Source organism: Phenylobacterium kunshanense (genome assembly GCF_003254525.1).
GTDB lineage: Bacteria > Pseudomonadota > Alphaproteobacteria > Caulobacterales > Caulobacteraceae > Phenylobacterium > Phenylobacterium kunshanense.
On the sequence record NZ_QFYS01000005.1, the window covers coordinates 230,313 to 250,128 of the forward strand.

The 19,816-nt window shown below is 70.6% G+C and carries 16 protein-coding genes; 9 read left to right on the forward strand and 7 right to left on the reverse strand.

Annotated elements, in window-relative coordinates; all coding sequences use genetic code 11:
* Positions 1 to 48 precede the first annotated feature (48 nt).
* The 9 genes from rpsA to DJ019_RS13070 all read left to right on the forward strand — a co-directional run bounded on the left by rpsA (position 49) and on the right by DJ019_RS13070 (position 9,788).
* On the forward strand, positions 49 to 1,758 hold the full coding sequence (gene rpsA, locus DJ019_RS13030) for a 30S ribosomal protein S1 (RefSeq protein WP_111276462.1): 1,710 nt from the start codon (positions 49 to 51) through the stop codon (positions 1,756 to 1,758).
* Positions 1,759 to 1,906: 148 nt separating this feature from the next.
* Complete coding sequence (locus DJ019_RS13035; protein WP_111276463.1) at positions 1,907 to 3,856, forward strand: DUF3857 domain-containing protein; 1,950 nt, start codon at positions 1,907 to 1,909, stop codon at positions 3,854 to 3,856.
* A gap of 125 nt (positions 3,857 to 3,981) precedes the next feature.
* A complete protein-coding gene (locus DJ019_RS13040) occupies positions 3,982 to 4,272 on the forward strand; it encodes an integration host factor subunit beta (protein WP_111276464.1) in 291 nt (96 codons plus the stop codon).
* Positions 4,273 to 4,303: 31 nt separating this feature from the next.
* Positions 4,304 to 4,717: a large-conductance mechanosensitive channel protein MscL gene (gene mscL / locus DJ019_RS13045; RefSeq protein ID WP_111276465.1), complete on the forward strand. Its 414-nt coding sequence runs from the start codon at positions 4,304 to 4,306 to the stop codon at positions 4,715 to 4,717.
* 45 nt (positions 4,718 to 4,762) lie between these two features.
* Positions 4,763 to 5,407, forward strand: coding sequence for a phosphoribosylanthranilate isomerase (locus DJ019_RS13050; protein ID WP_111276466.1), 645 nt, complete (start codon positions 4,763 to 4,765; stop codon positions 5,405 to 5,407).
* A gap of 16 nt (positions 5,408 to 5,423) precedes the next feature.
* Positions 5,424 to 6,644 carry a tryptophan synthase subunit beta gene (gene trpB, locus DJ019_RS13055; protein ID WP_111276467.1) on the forward strand — a complete coding sequence of 407 codons (1,221 nt, stop codon included), beginning with the start codon at positions 5,424 to 5,426 and terminating at the stop codon, positions 6,642 to 6,644.
* 12 nt (positions 6,645 to 6,656) lie between these two features.
* Positions 6,657 to 7,490 (forward strand): tryptophan synthase subunit alpha, encoded by an 834-nt coding sequence (gene trpA, locus DJ019_RS13060; RefSeq protein ID WP_111276468.1) that lies wholly within the window; start codon positions 6,657 to 6,659, stop codon positions 7,488 to 7,490.
* A 5-nt stretch (positions 7,491 to 7,495) separates the two neighbouring features.
* Positions 7,496 to 8,413, forward strand: a complete 918-nt coding sequence (accD, locus tag DJ019_RS13065) for an acetyl-CoA carboxylase, carboxyltransferase subunit beta (RefSeq protein WP_111276469.1) — start codon at positions 7,496 to 7,498, stop codon at positions 8,411 to 8,413.
* Between the two features lie 34 nt (positions 8,414 to 8,447).
* Positions 8,448 to 9,788: a bifunctional folylpolyglutamate synthase/dihydrofolate synthase gene (locus tag DJ019_RS13070; RefSeq protein ID WP_111276470.1), complete on the forward strand. Its 1,341-nt coding sequence runs from the start codon at positions 8,448 to 8,450 to the stop codon at positions 9,786 to 9,788.
* A 33-nt stretch (positions 9,789 to 9,821) separates the two neighbouring features.
* Here the strand turns inward: DJ019_RS13070 and trxA are convergent, their stop codons facing one another.
* From trxA to DJ019_RS13105, 7 genes are all read right to left on the reverse strand, one after another.
* On the reverse strand, positions 9,822 to 10,151 hold the full coding sequence (gene trxA, locus DJ019_RS13075; protein WP_111276471.1) for a thioredoxin: 330 nt from the start codon (positions 10,149 to 10,151) through the stop codon (positions 9,822 to 9,824).
* A gap of 84 nt (positions 10,152 to 10,235) precedes the next feature.
* Positions 10,236 to 13,718 (reverse strand): double-strand break repair helicase AddA, encoded by a 3,483-nt coding sequence (gene addA, locus DJ019_RS13080; protein WP_111276472.1) that lies wholly within the window; start codon positions 13,716 to 13,718, stop codon positions 10,236 to 10,238.
* The gene (gene addB, locus DJ019_RS13085) at positions 13,715 to 16,711 is read right to left on the reverse strand and encodes a double-strand break repair protein AddB (RefSeq protein ID WP_111276473.1); all 2,997 of its coding nucleotides are present in this window, start codon (positions 16,709 to 16,711) and stop codon (positions 13,715 to 13,717) included. The genes addA and addB overlap by 4 nt, the downstream gene beginning before the upstream one ends.
* On the reverse strand, positions 16,708 to 17,421 hold the full coding sequence (locus DJ019_RS13090) for a nucleotidyltransferase family protein (RefSeq protein WP_240606474.1): 714 nt from the start codon (positions 17,419 to 17,421) through the stop codon (positions 16,708 to 16,710). The genes addB and DJ019_RS13090 overlap by 4 nt, the downstream gene beginning before the upstream one ends.
* A complete protein-coding gene (amgK, locus tag DJ019_RS13095; protein WP_111276474.1) occupies positions 17,418 to 18,509 on the reverse strand; it encodes an N-acetylmuramate/N-acetylglucosamine kinase AmgK in 1,092 nt (363 codons plus the stop codon). The genes DJ019_RS13090 and amgK overlap by 4 nt, the downstream gene beginning before the upstream one ends.
* On the reverse strand, positions 18,499 to 18,942 hold the full coding sequence (gene tsaE / locus DJ019_RS13100) for a tRNA (adenosine(37)-N6)-threonylcarbamoyltransferase complex ATPase subunit type 1 TsaE (RefSeq protein WP_111276475.1): 444 nt from the start codon (positions 18,940 to 18,942) through the stop codon (positions 18,499 to 18,501). Before tsaE ends, amgK begins: the two co-directional genes overlap by 11 nt.
* Complete coding sequence (locus tag DJ019_RS13105; RefSeq protein WP_111276476.1) at positions 18,939 to 19,811, reverse strand: GNAT family N-acetyltransferase; 873 nt, start codon at positions 19,809 to 19,811, stop codon at positions 18,939 to 18,941. The genes tsaE and DJ019_RS13105 overlap by 4 nt, the downstream gene beginning before the upstream one ends.
* Positions 19,812 to 19,816 lie beyond the last annotated feature (5 nt).

Sequence of the window (19,816 nt, forward strand, 5' to 3'; positions counted from 1 at the left end):
CACCCCCGGGTGCGCGGCCCCATTGGTCATTATCGAACGAAAGACCCTATGGCTGACGATCTGAGCCTCAATCCCTCGCGCGACGACTTCGCCGCGCTGCTCGACGAGTCCCTCGGCGGGCGTGACTTCATGGAAGGCCAAGTGGTCCACGGCAAGGTCGTGGCCATCGAGAAGGACTTCGCCATCGTGGACGTCGGTCTGAAGACCGAAGGCCGCGTGCCGCTGAAGGAATTCACCGCCCCCGGCGAGGACAAGCCGCCGCTGAAGGCCGGCGACACCGTCGAGGTGTTCCTGGAGCGCGTCGAGAACGCCATGGGCGAGGCGGTCATCAGCCGCGAGAAGGCCCGCCGCGAGGAAGCCTGGACCCGCCTGGAAGGCGTCTACGAGAAGAACGAGCCGGTGATGGGCGTCATCGTCGGCCGCGTGAAGGGCGGCTTCACCGTCGACCTGGGCGGCGCCTCGGCGTTCCTGCCCGGCTCGCAGGTGGACATCCGTCCGGTGCGCGACGTCGGCCCGCTGATGGGCAAGGAACAGCCCTTCGCCATCCTCAAGATGGACCGTCCGCGCGGCAACATCGTCGTGTCGCGTCGCGCCATCCTGGAAGAAGCCCGCGCCGAGCAGCGCACCGAGCTGGTGTCGCAGCTGCAAGAGGGTGAAGTCCGCGAAGGCGTGGTCAAGAACATCACCGACTACGGTGCGTTCGTGGACCTCGGCGGCATCGACGGCCTGCTGCACGTCACCGACATGAGCTGGAAGCGCGTGAACCACCCGAGCCAGGTGCTCGCGGTCGGCGACACGGTGAAGGTCCAGATCGTCAAGATCAACCCGGACACCCAGCGCATCTCGCTCGGCATGAAGCAGCTCCAGTCGGACCCGTGGGACGGCGTGGAAGCCAAGTACCCGGTGGGCGCGAAGTTCACCGGCCGCATCACCAACATCACCGACTACGGCGCCTTCGTGGAGCTGGAAGCCGGCGTCGAGGGCCTGGTGCACGTGTCGGAAATGTCGTGGACCAAGAAGAACGTCCACCCCGGCAAGATCGTGTCGACCTCGCAGGAAGTCGACGTGGTGGTGCTGGACGTCGATCCGTCGAAGCGCCGCGTGTCCCTGGGCCTCAAGCAGGCCCTGGCCAACCCGTGGGAAAAGTTCGTGGCCGACCATCCGATCGGCACGGTCGTCGAGGGCGAAGTCAAGAACGCCACCGAGTTCGGCCTGTTCATCGGCCTGGAGAACGACATCGACGGCATGGTGCACCTGTCCGACCTCGACTGGGCGACGCCGGGTGAAGAAGCCATCGCCAAGTACCAGAAGGGCGAGACCGTGAAGGCCCGCGTCCTGGACGTGGACGTCGAGAAGGAGCGTATCTCCCTCGGCATCAAGCAACTGTCGGGCGACCCGCTGCAAGGCGACACCTTCCGCAAGGGCCAGACTGTCACCACGACCGTCACCGAGGTCACCTCGGGCGGCATCGAGGTGAAGTTCGGCGACGAGGAAGCCCCGATGTCGGCCTTCATCCGCAAGTCGGACCTGAGCCGCGACCGCGCCGACCAGCGTCCCGAGCGCTTCGCCGTGGGTGACCGCGTCGACGCCCAGGTGACCAACGTCGACAAGGCCGCCCGCCGCATCTCGCTGAGCATCAAGTCGCTCGAGATGGCGGAAGAGAAGGAAGCCATCGAGCAGTTCGGCTCGTCGGACTCCGGCGCCTCGCTGGGCGACATCCTCGGCGCGGCTCTCCGCGAGAAGGCCTCGAAGGAATAGCGGCGGCTCCCCCTCGGGGGAGTCCCTGTGAAGCAGGTGAGGGGGCTCCCGCTCGAAAGGCGGGAGCCCCTTTCATTTTGGCGGCGCTTTCGTTTTGCGGGCGGCGCTTTATCGTGACCTCCCAGGTTGTCGAAGGATCTCACGCCCAGTGCTGCGTTTCGCCAGTGTCGCCGTCGCCGCCGTCCTGATCGCCGCGCCGGCGCTTGCAGCGCCAAAGCCCCAGTACGGGCCGCCGCCGAAGTGGGTGCAGGTGGCCGAGGTCCCGCCCGCCCCGCCGGCCGAGGGCGCGCCGGCCGTCCAGACCCTCCTCGACGACAACCAGAGCCGCCTCACGCCGGAGGGCGACGGCTACTACAATCGCCGCGTCCGCAAGGTGTTGAAGACCGAGGGGTTGCCCGCGCTGACGACCTTCGGCGTCACCTGGGATCCCGACGACGAGCAGGTGACGATCCATTCCCTGCGGATCATCCGCGGCGACAAGACGATCGACCTCCTGGCCAAGGGCCGGAACATGTTGGTCCTTCGCCGGGAACAGGACTTGGAGCGGGCGATGCTGGATGGCCGCATGAGCGCCAGCCAGCAGATCGAGGGCCTGCAGGTGGGCGACATCCTCGATGCGTCCTGGAGCCATTCCGGTCGCGATCCGGTGGCCGGCAATCGCTCCTACGACCTGGAAGCCCTCGCCTTTCCAGGCGTGGCCAGCCGCTACCGGGTGCGGCTCACATGGCCGAAGGGCGCGCCGGTCCGCTTTCGCGCCACCGAGGGCTTTGGCGAACCGAACCTCGGCGAGGAGGGCGGGTGGACCGTCCTGGAGCGGGACATCACCAACGCCCAGGCGCCCAAGCCGCCCATCGGCGCGCCGCCGCGCTTCCGCCGCCTGGGCTCCCTGGAGACCTCCAGCTTCGAGAGCTGGAATGAAGTCTCGCGCATGATGGCCCCCCTCTACGCCAGCGCCTCCGTCATCGGGGCGGACTCCGATCTGCGGGCTGAAGTGGACGCCATCGCCGCCCGCACCCGCGATCCCAAGGCGCGGGCCTTCGCCGCGCTGCGACTGGTGGAGGACAAGACCCGTTACTTCTTCATCGGCATCGGCGACGGCGGCTATGTGCCGGCCCCGGCCGACGAGACGTGGCGTCGGAAGTTCGGGGACTGCAAGGGCAAGACCGCGCTCCTGCTCGCTATCCTGAAGGCGCTGGAGGTCGAGGCCGAGCCGGCGCTGGTCAGCCTCGGCGGTGGCGACGGCATGGACGAGCGGCTTCCGTCCCTGGCGGCCTTCAACCATGTGCTGGTGCGCGCCACCGTGGAGGGCAAGGTCTACTGGCTGGACGGCACCCGCACTGGTGACCGCAGCGGCCTGGACGCGCTGCGCCCGCCGCCTCACCGCTGGGCGCTGCCGGTACGCGCTGCTGGCGCGGACCTGGAGCGGATCGACCTGCCGCCGCTCGATGCGCCGCAGATCGAGGCGAAGATCCGCTTCGACGCGTCCAAAGGGCTCGACGTCCGCGCCGGCGTGATGATGAACACGCGCCTGACCGGGGATGCGGCCAACGCCATGCGGCAGATGGTGGCCATCACGCCGCGGACGGACTTGGAGCGCACGTTCCGCCAGCAAATGTCGGGCAACATGAGCTGGATCGAGGTCGAGAAGATCGACTGGCGGGACGATGTGGAGAACGACGCCTTCGAGATCCGTCTGTCTGGCGTTGCCGACCTGGACTGGCGGACGAACCCGGACCTTGGCGTACGGGAGTATCGAGTCTCGGTCTCCAACAACCAGACCCAGGGCTTCCCTCGCCGCGAACCGGGCCCCAACCGGGATGCGCCCTATGCCGTGCCCTTCCCCGTCTTCGTGCGCACCACCACCGAGATGGTCCTTCCTCAAGGCGGCAAGGGCTTCACCGTCCGCGGTCCGGCCGGCCGGGAGATGGTCGGCGGTATGGAGCTTGTGCGCGCCTCGGGCATCGACGGAGGCGTGGCCCGGTTCACCATCGACGTCCGCTCCCTGCAATCCGAGATTCCGGCGGCCGAGGCCGAGGCGGCCACCCGCACGCTGCGTCGCGTCGCGTCGGAGGACAGTCTGATCCGGGCTCCCCTCTGACACCCGCGCGCCGAGGTTGCAGCGCCACACCGCGAAATAAGCTTCACCGTAGGGGCGCGCTAACCCTTTTTGCGCCTTGATCCCCGTGGCGGAGTCGCCCATGGTCGCGCCGCTTGAGGGGATAGATGATCAAGTCCGAGCTCATCGCAAAACTCGCGGAGGAGAACCCGCACCTCACCCAGCGCGATATCGAGCGGGTGGTCGGCGTCGTGCTGGAGCGGATGATCCAGGCGCTGGAAGAGGGTGGCCGGGTCGAGTTGCGTGGCTTCGGCGCACTTTCGGTCCGCTCGCGGGATGCACGCGCGGGTCGCAATCCCCGCACCGGCGAGCCGGTTGACGTGCGCGCCAAACACGTCCCCTTCTTCAAGAGCGGCAAGGAGCTGCGCGAGCGGCTGAACGCCGAGGACGAGGGCTGATCGGTCTCAGCTCTCTGAATGGAGGGCTTCGATGGGCATTTTTTCGGAATTCCGCGAGTTCATCCAGCGCGGCAATGTCGTCGACCTTGCGGTCGGCGTGATCATCGGCGCGGCCTTCAACGACATCGTCAAAGTCCTGGTCGACCAGGTAGTGATGCCGCCTATCGGGATGCTGCTTTCCGGCGTCGATTTCTCGAAGCTGGCCTGGGTGCTGAAGCCGGACGATCCCGCCACCGAGGCCAGCGAGCTGGTAGCCATCCAATACGGCGCCCTGATCAACGCCGGCATCAAGTTCCTGATCGTGGCCTGGGTGGTGTTCCTGATCGTCAAGGCGGTGAACGCCATGCGCCGCGCCCCGCCGCCGGCCGACGCGGCCCCGGCGGCTCCGCCGCCGCAGGAGGCCCTGCTGATGGAAATCCGGGACCTTCTGAAGGGCCGGCCGTAGCGGCAGGGGTTGCGCGGGCGCCTGACAGCCCCCTAATCCGCGATCATGTCAGCAAAGGCCAAGATCTGCGGAGTTTCGACCCCCGAGGCGGTGCAGGCGGCCGTTGACGGCGGGGCGGCCTTTCTCGGGTTCATGTTCTTCCCGAAGAGCCCCCGCGACATAGCGCCGGAAGCGGCCGGCCGGCTCGCACCGCCCGCGCGGGCCAAGGGCGTGAAGGTCGTCGCCGTGACGGTCGATCCTACGGATGCGGAGGTTGACGCTATCGTCGCCGGCCTCTCCCCCGATCTCATCCAGTTGCACGGCAAGGAAAGCCCGGCACGCGTCCGCGAAGTGGGCCAGCGGTCCGGCCGCGGTATCGTCAAGGTGCTGTCGGTCTCAGACGCTTCCGACTTCACCCCCGCAGCCAGCTACGAACCCGTGGTCGAGCACCTCATGTTCGACACCAAGCCGCCGAAGGACGCGGATCGGCCGGGCGGCCTGGGGGCAGCCTTCGATTGGACCCTGCTGGAGGGCCGCCGCTTCAAGCGCCCGTGGTTCCTCGCCGGCGGGTTGAATCCCTGGAACGTCGCCGACGCCATCGCCCAGGCCGGCGCCCCGCTGGTGGACGTTTCCTCTGGCGTGGAGCGCGGTCCGGGACTAAAGGACCCGGCCTTGATCACGGCGTTTCTCGACGCTGTCAGACGCGCCTGAGACGCCATTCGCCGCCATGAACGCGCCCACACGACCCAACGACTATTCCGCCTACCCCGACGCCAAGGGCCGCTTCGGCGACTTTGGCGGGCAGTATGTGCCGGAAACGCTGATGCCGCTGGTCCACGACCTGACCGCGGCCTACGAGGCGGCGAAGGCCGACCCGGCGTTCCAGGCCGAGCTCGGCGGCTACCTCACTCACTATGTCGGCCGGCCGAGCCCGCTCTATTTCGCCGAGCGCCTCACCGCGCACTACGGCGGCGCGAAAATCTATCTGAAGCGCGAGGAGCTGAATCACACCGGCTCCCACAAGATCAACAACTGCATGGGCCAGATCCTGCTGGCCATGCGGATGGGCAAGACGCGCATCATCGCTGAGACCGGCGCCGGGCAGCACGGCGTGGCCACGGCAACCGTCTGCGCCCGCTTCGGCCTGCCGTGCGTGGTCTACATGGGCGCGGTCGACGTGGAGCGGCAGAAGCCGAACGTCTTCCGGATGAACCTGCTGGGCGCCGAGGTGCGGCCGGTGACCTCTGGTTCGGCGACCCTCAAGGACGCCATGAACGAGGCCCTGCGCGACTGGGTCACGAACGTCCACGACACCTACTACCTGATCGGCACCGCCGCCGGCATGCACCCCTATCCGGAGATGGTCCGCGACTTCCAGGCGGTCATCGGGCGCGAGGTGCGCGAACAGATCGTCGAGGCGGAAGGACGCCTGCCCGACGCCGTGATCGCCTGCGTCGGCGGCGGTTCGAACGCCATCGGCATCTTCCATCCGTTCCTGAACGACGAGGGCGTGAAGCTCTACGGCGTGGAGGCGGCGGGCGAGGGCATGGATACCGACCGCCACGCAGCGGCCATCAACGGCGGGCGTCCGGGTGTCCTGCACGGCAACATGACCTACCTGCTGCAGGACCGCGAAGGCCAGATCACCGAGGCTCACTCGATCTCCGCGGGCCTCGACTATCCCGGCATCGGGCCCGAACACTCGTGGCTCCACGACGTGGGCCGGGCCACCTACCTCACGGCCACCGACGCCGAGTCGCTGGAGGCCTTCATGCTGCTGTCCAAGCTCGAGGGCATACTGCCGGCCATCGAAAGCGCCCACGCCCTCGCACGCGTCGGCGACGTGGCGCGTGAGGTCGGCAAGGGCGGCGTCGTGGTGCTGAACCTGTCCGGCCGCGGCGACAAGGACGTGAACACGGTGGCCACCCACCTTGGCCGTCAGATCTAAGGGACGCCGGATTTGACCAAATCCCGTATCGACGCCCGCTTCGCGGCCCTGAAGGCCGAGGGGCGCGCCGCCTTCGTTTCCTATGTCATGGCCGGCGATCCCGATGCTGACACCGCGCTGGCGATCCTGAAGGGGCTGCCGGCGGCCGGAGCCGACCTGATCGAGGTGGGCTTCCCCTTCTCCGACCCGATGGCCGAGGGGCCGCCCATCCAGCGCGCCGCCCAGCGCGCGCTCGCCAAGGGCATGACCCTGCACGGTACGCTGGACCTCATCCGCGCTTTCCGGGGCGGCGACCAGGCGACCCCGATCATCCTGATGGGCTACATGAACCCGCTCGTCTCGTGGGGCTTCGAGGCATTCGCCAAGGCGGCGGCCGACGCCGGCGTCGACGGCATGATCGTCGTGGACTGCCCGCCCGAGGAGGCCGATCCGCTGGCCGACGCGCTCGAAGCGAACGGCATGGCGCTGATCTTCCTGACTACGCCCACGACCGACGACAAGCGCCTGCCCACGGTGATCCGCCGGGCCTCCGGCTTCGTCTACTATGTCTCGGTGGCGGGGGTGACCGGGGTGAAGGAGGCGGACGCCCAGGCGGTGGCCCCGAACGTCGAGCGCATCCGCAAGGCCTCGGGCCTTCCTGTCGCAGTCGGTTTCGGGATCAAGACACCGGAGCGCGCATCGGCTATAGCTCAGGTGGCCGATGGGGTGGTGGTCGGGTCCGCGCTTGTGGACGAAGTGGCCGAAGCAGTGGATTTGAACGAAGACGTGACCACCCGAGTTCTTTCCAAAGTGGAATCTCTGGCTAAGGCTGTACGCGTCTCGCGTCGGGGCCTCACGGCGGTCTGAAAACCATGGCGATGGCTGAACACCGAAACGACAAACCGGGCCGTCCTACGGCCGAGCGCCGGCGGGGGTGGCTCTCCAGGATCGCCCCAGGCGTCCGTGGCCTCACCAAGAAGGACACACCCGAGAACCTCTGGGTGAAATGCCCCGATACGGGCGAGATGCTGTATCGCCCGGACCTCGAGGCGGCCATGTGGGTGACGCCCTCGGGCAACCACATGCGGATCGGCGCCAAGCTGCGCCTCGACTACACCTTCGACGACGCCAAGTACGAGCGGATCGCCACGCCGATCGTGGCCGATGACCCGCTGAACTTCCCGGACGACAAGCCCTATCCCGAGCGCCTGAAGGCGGCCCGCAAGGCCACCGGCGAGCAGGACTCGATGGCCGTCGGCTATGGCCACATCCAGGGCCAGCCGGCGGTGGTGATCGTGCAGGACTTCGCCTTCATGGGCGGCAGCCTGGGCATGGCCGCCGGCGAGACCTTCGTCATCGCCGCCAAGGAGGCCGTGAAGCGCGAGGTGCCGCTGGTGATCTTCACCGCGTCGGGCGGCGCGCGCATGCAGGAGGGCACGCTCTCCCTCATGCAGATGGCGCGCACGACCCTGGCGCTGAACGAGGTGAAGGCCGCGGGCCTGCCGTACATCGTGGTGCTCACCGACCCGACCACGGGCGGCGTCACCGCGTCCTACGCCATGCTGGGCGACATCCATCTCGCCGAGCCGAACGCCACCATCGGCTTCTCCGGCCGCCGAGTGATCGAGCAGACCATCCGCGAGACGCTGCCGCCAGGCTTCCAGCGCTCGGAGTTCCTCGTGGAGCACGGCATGGTGGACCAGGTCGTCAAGCGCGCCGACATCCCGGCCAAACTGGCCTCGATCATGAAGACCCTGACCATGGGGCGCGCGCGTTCCCGAGCCGCCTGATGCTGCCTAGATGCTCCCCACGCGGGGAGATCTGATGTCGCAAGTGCTACCCGATCCGGGCCACGATCCCATCCGCGCGTCCGACGCGGTGATCCAGCGCCTGCGGGCCAATCATCCAACCCTGATCGACCTCTCGACCGGCCGCGTCGAGCGGCTGCTGGCGGCCGTGGGAAACCCCCACCGCAAGCTGCCGCCCGTGATCCACGTGGCCGGCACCAACGGCAAGGGCTCGACCGTCGCCTACCTGCGCGCTATCGGCGAGGCGGCGGGCCTGCGGGTCCACGCTCTGACCTCGCCGCACCTCGTGCGCTTCGCCGAGCGGATCCGGCTGGCCGGAAAGCTGATCACCGACGACCAGCTCACCGACCTCACCGATCGACTGGAGGCGGCCAACGGCGGCGAGCCCATCAGCTTCTTCGAGATCACCACGGTCCTGGCCTTCCTCGCCTTCGCCGAGACGCCGGCCGACCTCTGCGTCGTCGAGGTGGGCCTGGGCGGCCGGTTCGACGCCACCAACGTCTTCGACGCCCCCGCGGTCAGCGTGATCACGCCGGTCGACCTCGACCATCTGGAGATGCTGGGCCCTGGCCTGCCCAAGATCGCCTGGGAAAAGTCTGGGATCATCAAGCACGGCCGGCCCGTCGTCGTCGCCCGCCAGCCCGAAGAGGCGCTGGAGATGATCGAGCGCGAGGCCGACGACCGCATGGCGCCGATGCTGCTGATGGGGCGGGACTTCGACGCCTGGGAGGAGCGTGGCCGCCTGCTGGTGCAGATGCCCGACCGCCTCCTCGACCTGCCGGCGCCCAGCCTGTTCGGCGGCTACCAGTTCGACAATGCCGGCGTGGCGGTGGCGGCCGCGCTCACCTTCGACCACGGCCTCTCGGACGAGACCCTGGGCCGCGGCGTCTCCAGCGCGGTCTGGCCGGCCCGGATGCAGCGGCTCACCGCCGGCCCGCTGGCCGACCTTGCCCGCGCCCGCGGCTCGGACATCTGGCTGGACGGCGGGCACAACCCGCATGCCGGCCGCGCCCTGGCCGAGGCCGCCAGTCGGATCGTCGACCGCGATCCCCGGCCGCTGGTGCTGGTGACGGGCATGTTCGCGCGCAAGGACGCGGAGGGCTTCTTCCGCCCCTTCGCCGAGATGCGGCCGCGGGTGATCTGCACCACCTTCGACAGCCCCATCGCGGCGACAGCGGAAGACTTGGCCGCCGCCGCCGCCGCAGTCGGCCTCGACGCCGAAACCTCGGCCAATGTGCAGGACGCCGTCGCCCGCGCCCTGGAGACCGACGGCCCCGCGCCTCACGTGCTCGTCTGCGGCGGCCTGCACTTCGCCGGCGAGGTCCTGGCCATGAGCCCAGAGACGTGGCCGGGCTGAGAAGACATCCCTACACGAGGGGAGGGATGGTCTCTATGCCGCGACGCCGGCCTCGGCCAGCCACTCCAGGATCTTCTGCTTCGGCATGGCGCCGACCTTCATGGAGGCCATCTGGCCGCCCTTGAAGAGCATCATCGTGGGGATGCCGCGCACGCCGTAGCGCGAGGGGGTGGTCGGGCTCTGCTCAATGTCGAGCTTGGCGATCGTCACCTTGCCGGCCAGCTCGTCCGAGAGCTGTTCCAGGGCGGGGGCGATCTGCTTGCACGGGCCGCACCACTCGGCCCAGAAATCCACCAGCACGGGGGTTTCGGACTGCAGGACGTCGGCCTGGAAGGTGTCGTCGGTAACCTTCACGGTGCTCATCGGAAAACTCCTCTCGCGCGGGTCTCACGGCAACGCCGGTCCGCGCCTCTTGGTTCGCGCATGTAGGCGGAGCTCGCCCTTACATCAACCGTCACGGCGGAGCTCGGCAAGGGTTTGGGCGATCAGCTTTTCTGGAACCGGCATCAGCTTCGGCCCGTCGGTCCAGACGATGGCGGCCTCCACGCGCCGGCCGGGGAACACATCCGCCAGCACCGCCGAGTAGAGCGCCATCTGGCGCAGGTAGGCCGGGTCGGCGGCCTCGACCGCGTCGGGCGAGGGCCGGTTGGTCTTGAAGTCCACCACCAGCACCCGGTCCTCCAGCACCACCAGCCGGTCGATCCGGCCCGAGATGCGCAGGCCCGGCGGCAGGGCGCTGGCCGTGCCGGCCACGGCCACCTCCGGCCGCGACCCGGGGCCGAACACCTCGGCGAAACGAGTATCTTCCAGCACGGACATGGCCGCCGCCGCCATCTCGGCGCGCTGGTCGTTCGTCAGGTCGGCCTCGCGCGCCAGCAGCGCCGCCGCGCCCGCCGCGCGGTCGGGCGAGGGCAGGTCGGGCAGCAGCTGCAGCAGCCGGTGGATCAGGTCGCCGCGCCGGAACCGTCCCAGTCCCTGGGCCGCGGCCAGCGGCGAGGGCGCTGGCACGGCCGCCCCTTCGCCCAGGTCGGACGGCGAGGCGTAGCGGGCAAAGGCCTCGGGCTTCGCAATGGCGTGAGTCCAGGCGGGCAGGGCGGAGACCTGCGCGACGGTCGCTTCGGTCCTGGCCCGCACCTCGGGGTCGGGGCCATAGCGCTGGACCTCCATCTCGCCGCAACGGACCGTCCGGACCCGGTCGCTGATCCCCTCGTGGGCCAGGGCGTCGCGGATGGCGCCCCACCAGCCTTTCAGCTTGGCCGGATCGGTGCGCTCGGCCACCCTGCCGCACAGCACGAGGCGATCCCGGGCGCGGGTCAGGGCCACATAGAGCAGCCGGAAGGCCTCGGCTTCCTCGCGCGCCGCCCGGGCCGTCCGAGCGGCGGCGCTGGCCTCGCAGTCGCGGGCCGAGGACCCGCACCACAGGAACCCGCCGCCGTCGGGCCTGTCGGTCCGCATCAGCGGCGAGCCGCGCTGGGTCTGGGTCAGCGTCGTCTCGGGCAGGAAGACGATCGGCGCCTCCAGCCCCTTGGCCCCGTGCGCGGTCATCACCCGGACCTCCGGGCGCCCGGCCTCCATCTCCCGCTTCACGGTGATCTTCAGGCCCGCCAGCTCGGCGACCAGGCGCTCCAGCTCGTGCGTCCCCCGGGCCTCGGCGGCCAGCACCTGGTTCAGGAACTCGTCCAGCGCGTCCTCGGCCTCGCTGCCCAGGCGCCGCAGCAGGCGCTGGCGCATCGAGCGCCCGTCCGGCCCCGCGCTCCCCAGGGTGCGGGCGTAGAACTCGAACGGCCTCGCGCTGGCGCCGAGGGCGATGCAGTCCGCCAGGAAGCGCGCCGCCGCCGCCCACTCCGGACGTTCGTCCGCCCGCCGCTGCAGGCGGGGCCAGAGCCGTTCGCCCTCCCGGCCGTGGGCCAGCGCGTAGAGGCTGTCGTCGTCCAGGTCGCAGAAGGGGCTCTTGAGCAGCGCCGCCAGGGCCAGCTCGTCGCGGGGGTAGAGGACGAAGCGCGCCAGCGCCACGAGGTCGTCGAAGACGATGTGCTCGGAGAGCGCCAGCCGGTCCGCGCCGGCGACCGGCAGGCCGGCCTGCTTTAGGGCGCGCAGGATCTCCTCGAACAGAACCCTGCGGCGCCGGACCAGGATCAGCACGTCGCCCGCATGGGCCGGCCGGAAGGCGCGGGTGTCCTTGTCGTAGACGGCGTCGCCCCGATCGATCAGCGCCTTGATCTCGGCCGCGATCCGGCGGGCGAGGCGTCGGTTGGCGCTGTCCTCGGCCTCCACGTCGAGGGGGGCGTCCCAGGCCTCGCGCTCGTCGGCCTTGCGCTGGACCTCCAGCGGCCAGATGTCGACGCAGCCGGCGTGGTCGCGCCGCACGGGCTCGTGGGTGACGGTCCCCGGCCGCGCGGGCTGGATCGCCTTCGACAGGTCCGGCGCCGCGAAGACCGCATCCACGAACGACAGCACCTCGGGCGTCGAGCGCCAGGAGGTGAGCAGGTCCACCCGCTTGAACTCGAACCCCGCGCCGGTCGCCCGGTCACGGTGGAACTCGTACTTGTCCAGCAGCAGTTCGGGCTGGGCGCCCTGGAACGAGTAGATCGACTGCTTCTCGTCGCCCACCACGAACATGTCCCGGGCGCGCGCCTCGCCGCCCGCCCCCGCGCCGGAGAAGAACTCGCCGGTCAGCGCATCGACGATGGTCCACTGGTCTGGCGCAGTGTCCTGCGCCTCGTCCACCAGGATGTGGTCGATGCCGCCGTCCAGCTTGTAGAGCACCCAGGCGGCGGCCGGCCGGTCGCGCAGCAGGTGGCAGGTCTTCTCGATCAGGTCGGCGAAGTCGAGGGCGCCGGCGGCGCGCTTCTCGATGCCGTAGGCCTCAAGGTAGGCGCTGGCGAGCGTCAGGGCCCAGGCGGTGTCCCAGGCCACGGCCGCGCTGCGCATCCGCTCCCGCGCCTTGTCCAGCCGGGCCTGTTCGGCCAGCAGCCGCACCCGCAGCCCCTCGTGCGCCTTGAGTCCGCTGGTCTTGCCGACCCACTTGGCGGCCTCGCCCTCGCCCCGCTCGGTGAACAGCGCCGCCATGGCCTGCTCGAATGTGGCGGCCGGATCTTCGGCCACCGCCGCGATCTGGGCGGCGCACTTCTGGTCGGTGGCCGTCCCCCGGCGCAGGACTTCGGCCGCCTCACGCCAGAGCTCGCGGTCCAGGCGGTCCATGGCCTCGGCGGCGAGGTCCTCGGGCTCGGAGCCCCGCGCGACGTCCACCGCCCGCCAGGCCCAGCCGATCGCGCCGTCCAGCCCGCCCTCGCGCCGGAAGAAGTCGGCCAGCGGGCCGCGCTGGGCCTCGAACTCGGCGAACATCGCCTCGAAGCTCTGGAAGTCCAGGGCGATCGACAGGCGGCCGTACGCGTCGGCGACCCGGTCCTCGTGGGTCAGGGCGTGCCGCGCCACCGCCCGACGCGCCGCCGCCGCCACGGCGGCGGACGCCGGGTCGTCCATCACGTGGAAGCCGGGGGGCACGCCGGCCTCCAGCGGGAACCGCCGCAGCAGCTTCTCGCAGAAGGCGTGGATGGTCTGGATCTTCAGCCCGCCCGGCGTCTCCAGCGCCTGGGCGAACAGGCTGCGGGCCTCCGACAGGCGCTCGGCTTCGAACGGCCGGCCCTCCAGCTCCGAGAGCCGCGCCAGCAGTTCGGCGTCGCCCAGCACCGACCAGCCGCCCAGGACGTCGAACAGGCGGCGCTGCATCTCGGACGCGGCGGCCTTGGTGTAGGTGACGCAGAGGATCGTCTCGGGCCGCGCGCGCGCCAGCAGCAGCCGCGCCACCCGGTCGATCAGCGTCTTGGTCTTGCCCGATCCGGCGTTGGCGGTGACGAAGGCCGAGAGGTTGGGGTCGGCGGCGACCTGTTGCGGATCGCGGGTGCGGCCGGGGAACAGGACGACGCTCATTCCTCGCCGTCCTCGCCGCTGGTGGACCACTCCAGCACCCGCGCCAGGTGGTCGTAGTCCGAGGCGTAGAGCTTCACGAACTGCGGCGCGATCCGCGAGGTGTAGCCGCGCTCCGGGTCGGCGTAGCGCTCCACCAGGGCGACCAGGCCGGCCAGCGCCTGATCCACCGCGTCACGGCTCACCAGCACCTTCTCCCCGTCGCCATCGGGCGCGGCGCGCACCTCTTCCCGGCCGGGCGGCCGCCGGCCGGTGACCGTCAGGTAGGTCAGCTCGCCCGGCTCGGCCCGCCCGATCTCCGCGAAGCCGCCGCCCGCCAGGATCGCGGCGGTCAGGGTCAGCTGGGGTGAGAAACCGGTGCGCACCATCTTCGCGCTCGGCGGGGCGCCGGTCTTGTAGTCCAGCACGTGCCCAAGGCCGTCCGGGCCGATTTCGATCCGGTCCGCCTTCGCCGAGACGGTGAACGCGCCCGCGGCGGTCGGCACGGTGAGATGGCCGGTCTTCTCCACGTGGATCTTCCGACCGTCGGCGCGGCGGCGGTGCTCCAGGTCGACGACCCAGGCGGCCGCCTCCTTGGCCAGCGCCGACTCCCGCGCCAGCCCCTCGGCGGGCATGCCCTCGGCCTCCAGGGCCTCCAGGTAGAGACGCTCGAACCTCCCGGCCGCGTCGGCTGGTAGATCGTCCGGAAAGTCCAGGGTGAAGCGCTCGAAGGCGGCGTGGATCGCCGTGCCCCTGACCCGCACATCAACCTGCTCGTCGGGCCGGTCCAGGGCCTTCAGGCGCAGGATGTCCCGGGCCCAGACGGCGTAGGGGTCGCGGGTGAGAGCCTCCACCCGCGTTACGAACAGTCCGGTCGGCCGGTCCGCCACGGGCGGTTTCGGCGAGGGCCGCTTCACCGGCTCGTAGCCGCCCGGCGCGTCCAGCGCCCGCGCCCAGTCCAGCACTTCCTGACGGCCGGGAATCTCCACGCCCGCGCCCCTCGCGAGGGTCTCCAGCCGCCACAGCCAGCGGGACTTCACCGACGGCGCGCCCTCGCGGCGCTCGGTGTGCAGCAGGATCACCTCCGGCGCGCAGGCCGCCTGGGCGAAGTCGTGGGCGGCCAGGCCGATCCTGCGCTCCGGCGAGGGCAGCCCCAGGGTCTGGCGCATAGGCCGCGACAGGAACGGGTCCAGCGGCGCCCCGCCGGGCCAGACGCCTTCCTCCAGCCCCGCCACGACCAGCCGGTCCGCCCGCACCAACCTGGCCTCGATGGCTCCGAGTATGCGCAGGCGCGGGTGGGTCGCCCCGCCCGAGCGGATCGTCTCGCCCTCCATCAGCTTGGCCAGCAGGTCGGCGAACTGGCGCGGCGTCACGGTCGGCAGCGCCTCGCCCTCCCGGACCAGGCCGCCCAGCAGGCGCGACATCGCCTCGCCCCCGTGCCCGGCCCACAGCTCCCCCGTGCCGCCGGACCCGTCCGCCGCCAGCGCCTCCATGGCGGCCGCCGTCCGCCGTGCTGCCTGGGCTGGAGACTCCGCCTCGCCCGTCCAGGAGAGACCGCCGAGTATGGTCTCCAGCCGCTCCGCGACGGGTAGGGCGCCCGGGGCCTTCTCGCGGACCCGGGCCTTCAGTTCGTCCCACGACCGCGCCCGCGGCCCGCGGAGGGCGGCGGCCTCCAGGGCGGCGCTGTCGCCCAGCCGCGCGAACGGATGCTTGAGCAGGCCCAGCAGCATGACGGGGTCCACGGGATCGACCGCCGCCCGGGCCATCAGGCCCGCCAGGACTCCGCAGCGGCATCCCGCCAGGCTCTCGCCCGCAGACGAGTCCGGCACGACGCCCCAGCGGCCCAGCTTCGCCGTCACGCGGCGCGCCAGCGTCTGGTCCGGAGTCACCAGGGCAGCGGTGCGCCCCGGCGTCTCCAGCGCCTCGCGCAGCAGGAGTGCGGTGGTCGTGGCGGCCTCGTCCTCGGTCCGCGCGCTGACCAGCGACAGACCCTCCAGGCCGGCGGCGATGGGATTGATCCCGTCCTTGCGGCCTTCGTCCTGGAGGTGGGCGATCACCTGCAGCCAGTCGGCGGTCTCCTCCGCCGGTCGCAGCGCTTCGTTGATGATCCGCCGCCGCCAGCGGCCGCCGGCCTCCGGCGCGCTCGACGCCGGCCATACGGACACGTCACCCCGGGCGATACGCGCCTCGTCCAGCAGCCGCTTGAGCGCGCCCTGGGGATGCTGAACGTCCACCTTGGCCCAGGCCTTGTCGGCCAGCTCCTGATCCAGCGCCGGCAAGACCACCGCGCCACGCGGCGCCTGGGCCACGGCGACCAGAAGGGCGCGCGTCGCCGGCGCCGTGCCGGTCGATCCCGCCGCCACCAGCACGCCGGAGGGCGGGCTGCGGGTCCAGTGCTCGGCGAGGCGTCGCAGCAGCCGCACGCGCCGCTCGCTGACATCCGCGACCCCCAGCGTGCGCAGGCGTTCGGGCCAGCGCCGGAGCGCCTCTTCAAGGAAGGTGCGCGAGATGCGCCAGTGGTCAGCCACGTCGGCGTCGACCAGGCTTGCGAGCTGGTCCCCGACGTCCACTTCCTCGATCTGCAGACCATCGAAGAATCCGCCCAGCGCCTCGGCGAGGTCGAGCGCTCCCGAGGCCGAGGCGATGCCGCCGGGGACATGTTCCGCCAGCTCGTTCACGAGGCGTGTCAGTTCGAAGCGGCGGCGCAGCGGGTCGATCGCGGCGGGCAGGTCAAGGGCCAGGTCGCCGGGCTCGAACGGCGGCTCGCCCGCCTCCAGGTCGCCCAGGGGCCGCATCTGCGGCGGGAGGACGGCGCGCCCGTCTGAAGCCTTGATGAAGGCGTCGGCCAGCGCCCGGGCGCCGCGCCGCGTCGGCATCAGCACCACGGCGTCGGCTAGGGCCTCGGGGCCGATGGGGGAGAGGGCGTCGTAGAGGCCCTGGGCCAGGTCTTCCGCGAACGGCCGGTGCGCCGGGATATTGAACCAGCGCGAGCCCGGCTGCTCGAAGAAGGCGGTCATGAGAGCCGCGCCTCCACCGCCGCAAGGGCGCGTGGGTCGCCGACCTGCATCCACAAGCCCTCAGGCTGGAAGCCGAAGAGCCGTCCCTTGTCGGACGACCGGAACCAGATATCGCGCAGGCTGAAGGCGTCGCGCGGATCGGCATAGACCGGGCGCGGGTCGAGAATCTCGATCCCGATGGCGTGGAGCGGCGCGTCGGGCCGCTCGCCGCGATGGGTCAGCCGGCCAGCCTCGTCCTGATAGAAATCGCCGGGGCTCTCCTCGAACCCGACCGTCCGCCCCTTGGGCACGACGGTGACGAGCGAATCCATACGGTCGGGGTCCCAGGCGGCGATCAACTCGTCGAGAACCGGCGCGCCTGGCTTCCGCCAGACGTAGTCGCTGTTGCAGCGGAAGATCGGCGCATCGCCCAGCAGGGCGCGGGCATGCTTCACGCCGCCGCCGGTTTCCAGCAGTCGGGCGCGTTCGTCCGAGATGAGGAATTCCGCGTCGCGGCGCGAGCGCAGGTAGGCTTCGAGCTGGTCGGCGTGGGCGTGGACGTTCACCACCACCCGCTCGACGCCCGCCGCCACCAGCGGATCGATCACATAGGCGATCAACGGCTTGCCCTTCACCTCCACCAGCGCCTTGGGCCGGGTGTCGGTCAAGGGCCGCATCCGCGTGCCCAGGCCCGCGGCCATGACCATGGCGGTCTTCGGGCCTTGGCTCACGCACGGAACTCCGCAGGGACGTGGCGGTCGAACCAAGCCTTCAGGCCGAAGAGCGCCGGGTCCTGGAGATTGCGTTCGAGATAGCGCCAGGTCCGCGGCATGTAGGCCTTGTACTGCGGCCGGCCCAGGAGCGCCTGGCGGGCGAACACTCGCCCCAGGATGCGGGCGGCGTTCGACGCGGCCAGGGCGCGGTACTCGGCCAGGAACGGCTCGCGGTCCAGATCGGACCGCTGGGCGAGGAAGCGGTCGAGCATCGCCGCCTCCAGCTCTGGCGAGACGTCGCGACGCGCGTCCTGCAAGAGGTGCAGCAGGTCCCACGCGGGGTGCGCCCGCAGCGCGTCCTGGAAATCGACCATGCCGACACGGGCAGCGCCTTGGCGTTCTGGCAGCCACAGCAGATTGCGGGCGTGATAGTCGCGATGCGTGAAGACCTTGGCCCCCGCTTCGCCGGCCACCCAGACCGGCGCCCACAAGGCGTCCCATTCGGCGGTCGCAGCTTCGCCGAAGGGCGCGAGGTTCGAGAACTTGGGCCAGAACTCCAGGAAGGTGTCGGTGGCGACCTTCAGGGCAAGGGTGTCGTAGCTGAGCAGCGGCCAGCGAACGCCTTCGAAGGACAGGACCTCGGGCGGGGCCACGGACTGCATCACCACCTGGACGTCCACAGCGGCCTCGTAGAGCGGGCGCTCGGCCTGGCCCTCGGCGATGAGGGTCGCGAAGAGCCCATCGCCGAGGTCTTCCAGGACCACGAGCCCCGCATCCGCGTCGAAGGCGTCGATGCGCGGCGCCGACAGCCCGCGATCGCGCAGCCAGGCCGCGGCGGTCACGAAGGCCGCCACCGAGCCGGCCGCAAGGCGTGCGGCGGCATTGTAGCCAAGCGCCATCCGCTCGGCGTCGGACGCGCCAGGCGGGCAGACGGCCGTTTCCAGCGTCGGCGGCTGGTCCATGAAGAAGCGGGTGGATCCGTCGGCCAGATGCAGTCGCTCGAAGGTGCGCGTAGAGGCGTCTCCGGCGAAGGGCTCGCGCCGGGCGTTTCCGAACCCTGCCGCATGCAGGAATTCGGCCTTCAGGGCCTCACGCTCAGAACTCAAGTCCACGTCCTTCCCAGGCGCCGTGCGGGGTGAGCCGCACCCGCCGGCCCGCCGCGTCGTCGGCGGGCTCGATCTCTATATCGAGTCGGTCCGGCGGCAGGTCGCCCTCCAGCCGTTCGGGCCACTCGATGACGGCGGCGCCATCGTCCAGCGCCTCGTCCAGTCCGATCTCATACGCCTCGTCCGGGCTAGTGAGGCGATAGAGATCGAAGTGGGCGACGTTGAGCCGCGGCCCCTCGTAGAATTGGACGAGGGTGAACGTAGGGCTCGGAACCTCCTCGTCGGGCGTGGTCAAGGCGCGCACCAGGGCTCGGGCCAGGGTCGACTTGCCAGCGCCCAGCGGACCCGAGAGGCAGACCGCCTCACCGAGCTGAAGCCGCCGCGCTATGGCCGCGCCCAGGCGGGCCGTGGCCGCCTCGTCCTCCAGGATCATGCGAAGGCCTGGTCCGGATCGGACGACAGCTCGCGCTCCACGTAGGCCTTCAGCCGGGCCGTAGCCTCGGCGGGGTCGCCATCAAGCGCCTGCGGCGGGATCGGTGGTCCGACAGTCAGCGAGAATGGCCGACCGCGCTTGTTCAGGAGTTCGTGGAAGAGGGTGATGTCGCGCAGTTCCTGCGAGACGCCGTCAAAGAGGTGGAACATCGCCGACCAGGGCCCCGCCACATGGATCGGAACGACGGGGGCCTCGTACTTGCGGGCGATGGATATGGCCGAGGGCATCCACTCGGGGTCGGCCAGGCTCCCGTCAGGCTGACGCCGCGCCAGCCGACCGGCCGGGAAGATCGCCAGGCAGCGCTCGCCTTCCAAGGCCTCGCGGGTGAGAGCCAGCATGGCGCGGGTCTTCTCGCGGGTGCGCTTGGCCTCGACCCACTCCACGGGGATCAGCACCTCGTGGAAGCGCGGGGAGACACGATGGGCGTCGGCGTTGGCGTAGAAGCAGATGTCGGGGCGCAACGTCTTCAGCGCGTCGTACACCGCCACGCCGTCGGCGATGCCCGTGGGATGGTTGCACACCACTACGACCCTTCCGTCCGGCGGGATGCGCTCGAGGCCGCGGGCGGCCACGCTGAGCGCCAGCAGTTCCGAGACATGGTCGAGCGCGGCGCGGCCGGCGAGGGGCGCGATAGTGTCGGCCATCCGTCGCGCCTTTCCGTAGTCGAGCAGGGCGTAGAGCATCGGCCGAAGCAGCGGCCAAGCCGGGCCGGATGACAGCTTTGGCGCGCGCTCGGCGATCAGCACGTCCACGATGTGGTCGCGAGCCTCGTTGCGCGTCGTCGCGGCGGCCGGATTGGCGAGTGTCATGAGGT

Coding starts and splice junctions, on each gene's coding strand:
- rpsA (WP_111276462.1), top strand. CDS start 49: ATGGCTGACGATCTGAGCCTCAATCCCTCGCGCGACGACTTCGCCGCG.
- DJ019_RS13040 (WP_111276464.1), top strand. CDS start 3,982: ATGATCAAGTCCGAGCTCATCGCAAAACTCGCGGAGGAGAACCCGCAC.
- mscL (WP_111276465.1), top strand. CDS start 4,304: ATGGGCATTTTTTCGGAATTCCGCGAGTTCATCCAGCGCGGCAATGTC.
- DJ019_RS13050 (WP_111276466.1), top strand. CDS start 4,763: ATGTCAGCAAAGGCCAAGATCTGCGGAGTTTCGACCCCCGAGGCGGTG.
- trpB (WP_111276467.1), top strand. CDS start 5,424: ATGAACGCGCCCACACGACCCAACGACTATTCCGCCTACCCCGACGCC.
- accD (WP_111276469.1), top strand. CDS start 7,496: ATGGCGATGGCTGAACACCGAAACGACAAACCGGGCCGTCCTACGGCC.
- DJ019_RS13070 (WP_111276470.1), top strand. CDS start 8,448: ATGTCGCAAGTGCTACCCGATCCGGGCCACGATCCCATCCGCGCGTCC.
- trxA (WP_111276471.1), bottom strand. CDS start 10,151: ATGAGCACCGTGAAGGTTACCGACGACACCTTCCAGGCCGACGTCCTG.
- addA (WP_111276472.1), bottom strand. CDS start 13,718: ATGAGCGTCGTCCTGTTCCCCGGCCGCACCCGCGATCCGCAACAGGTC.
- addB (WP_111276473.1), bottom strand. CDS start 16,711: ATGACCGCCTTCTTCGAGCAGCCGGGCTCGCGCTGGTTCAATATCCCG.
- tsaE (WP_111276475.1), bottom strand. CDS start 18,942: ATGATCCTGGAGGACGAGGCGGCCACGGCCCGCCTGGGCGCGGCCATA.
- DJ019_RS13105 (WP_111276476.1), bottom strand. CDS start 19,811: ATGACACTCGCCAATCCGGCCGCCGCGACGACGCGCAACGAGGCTCGC.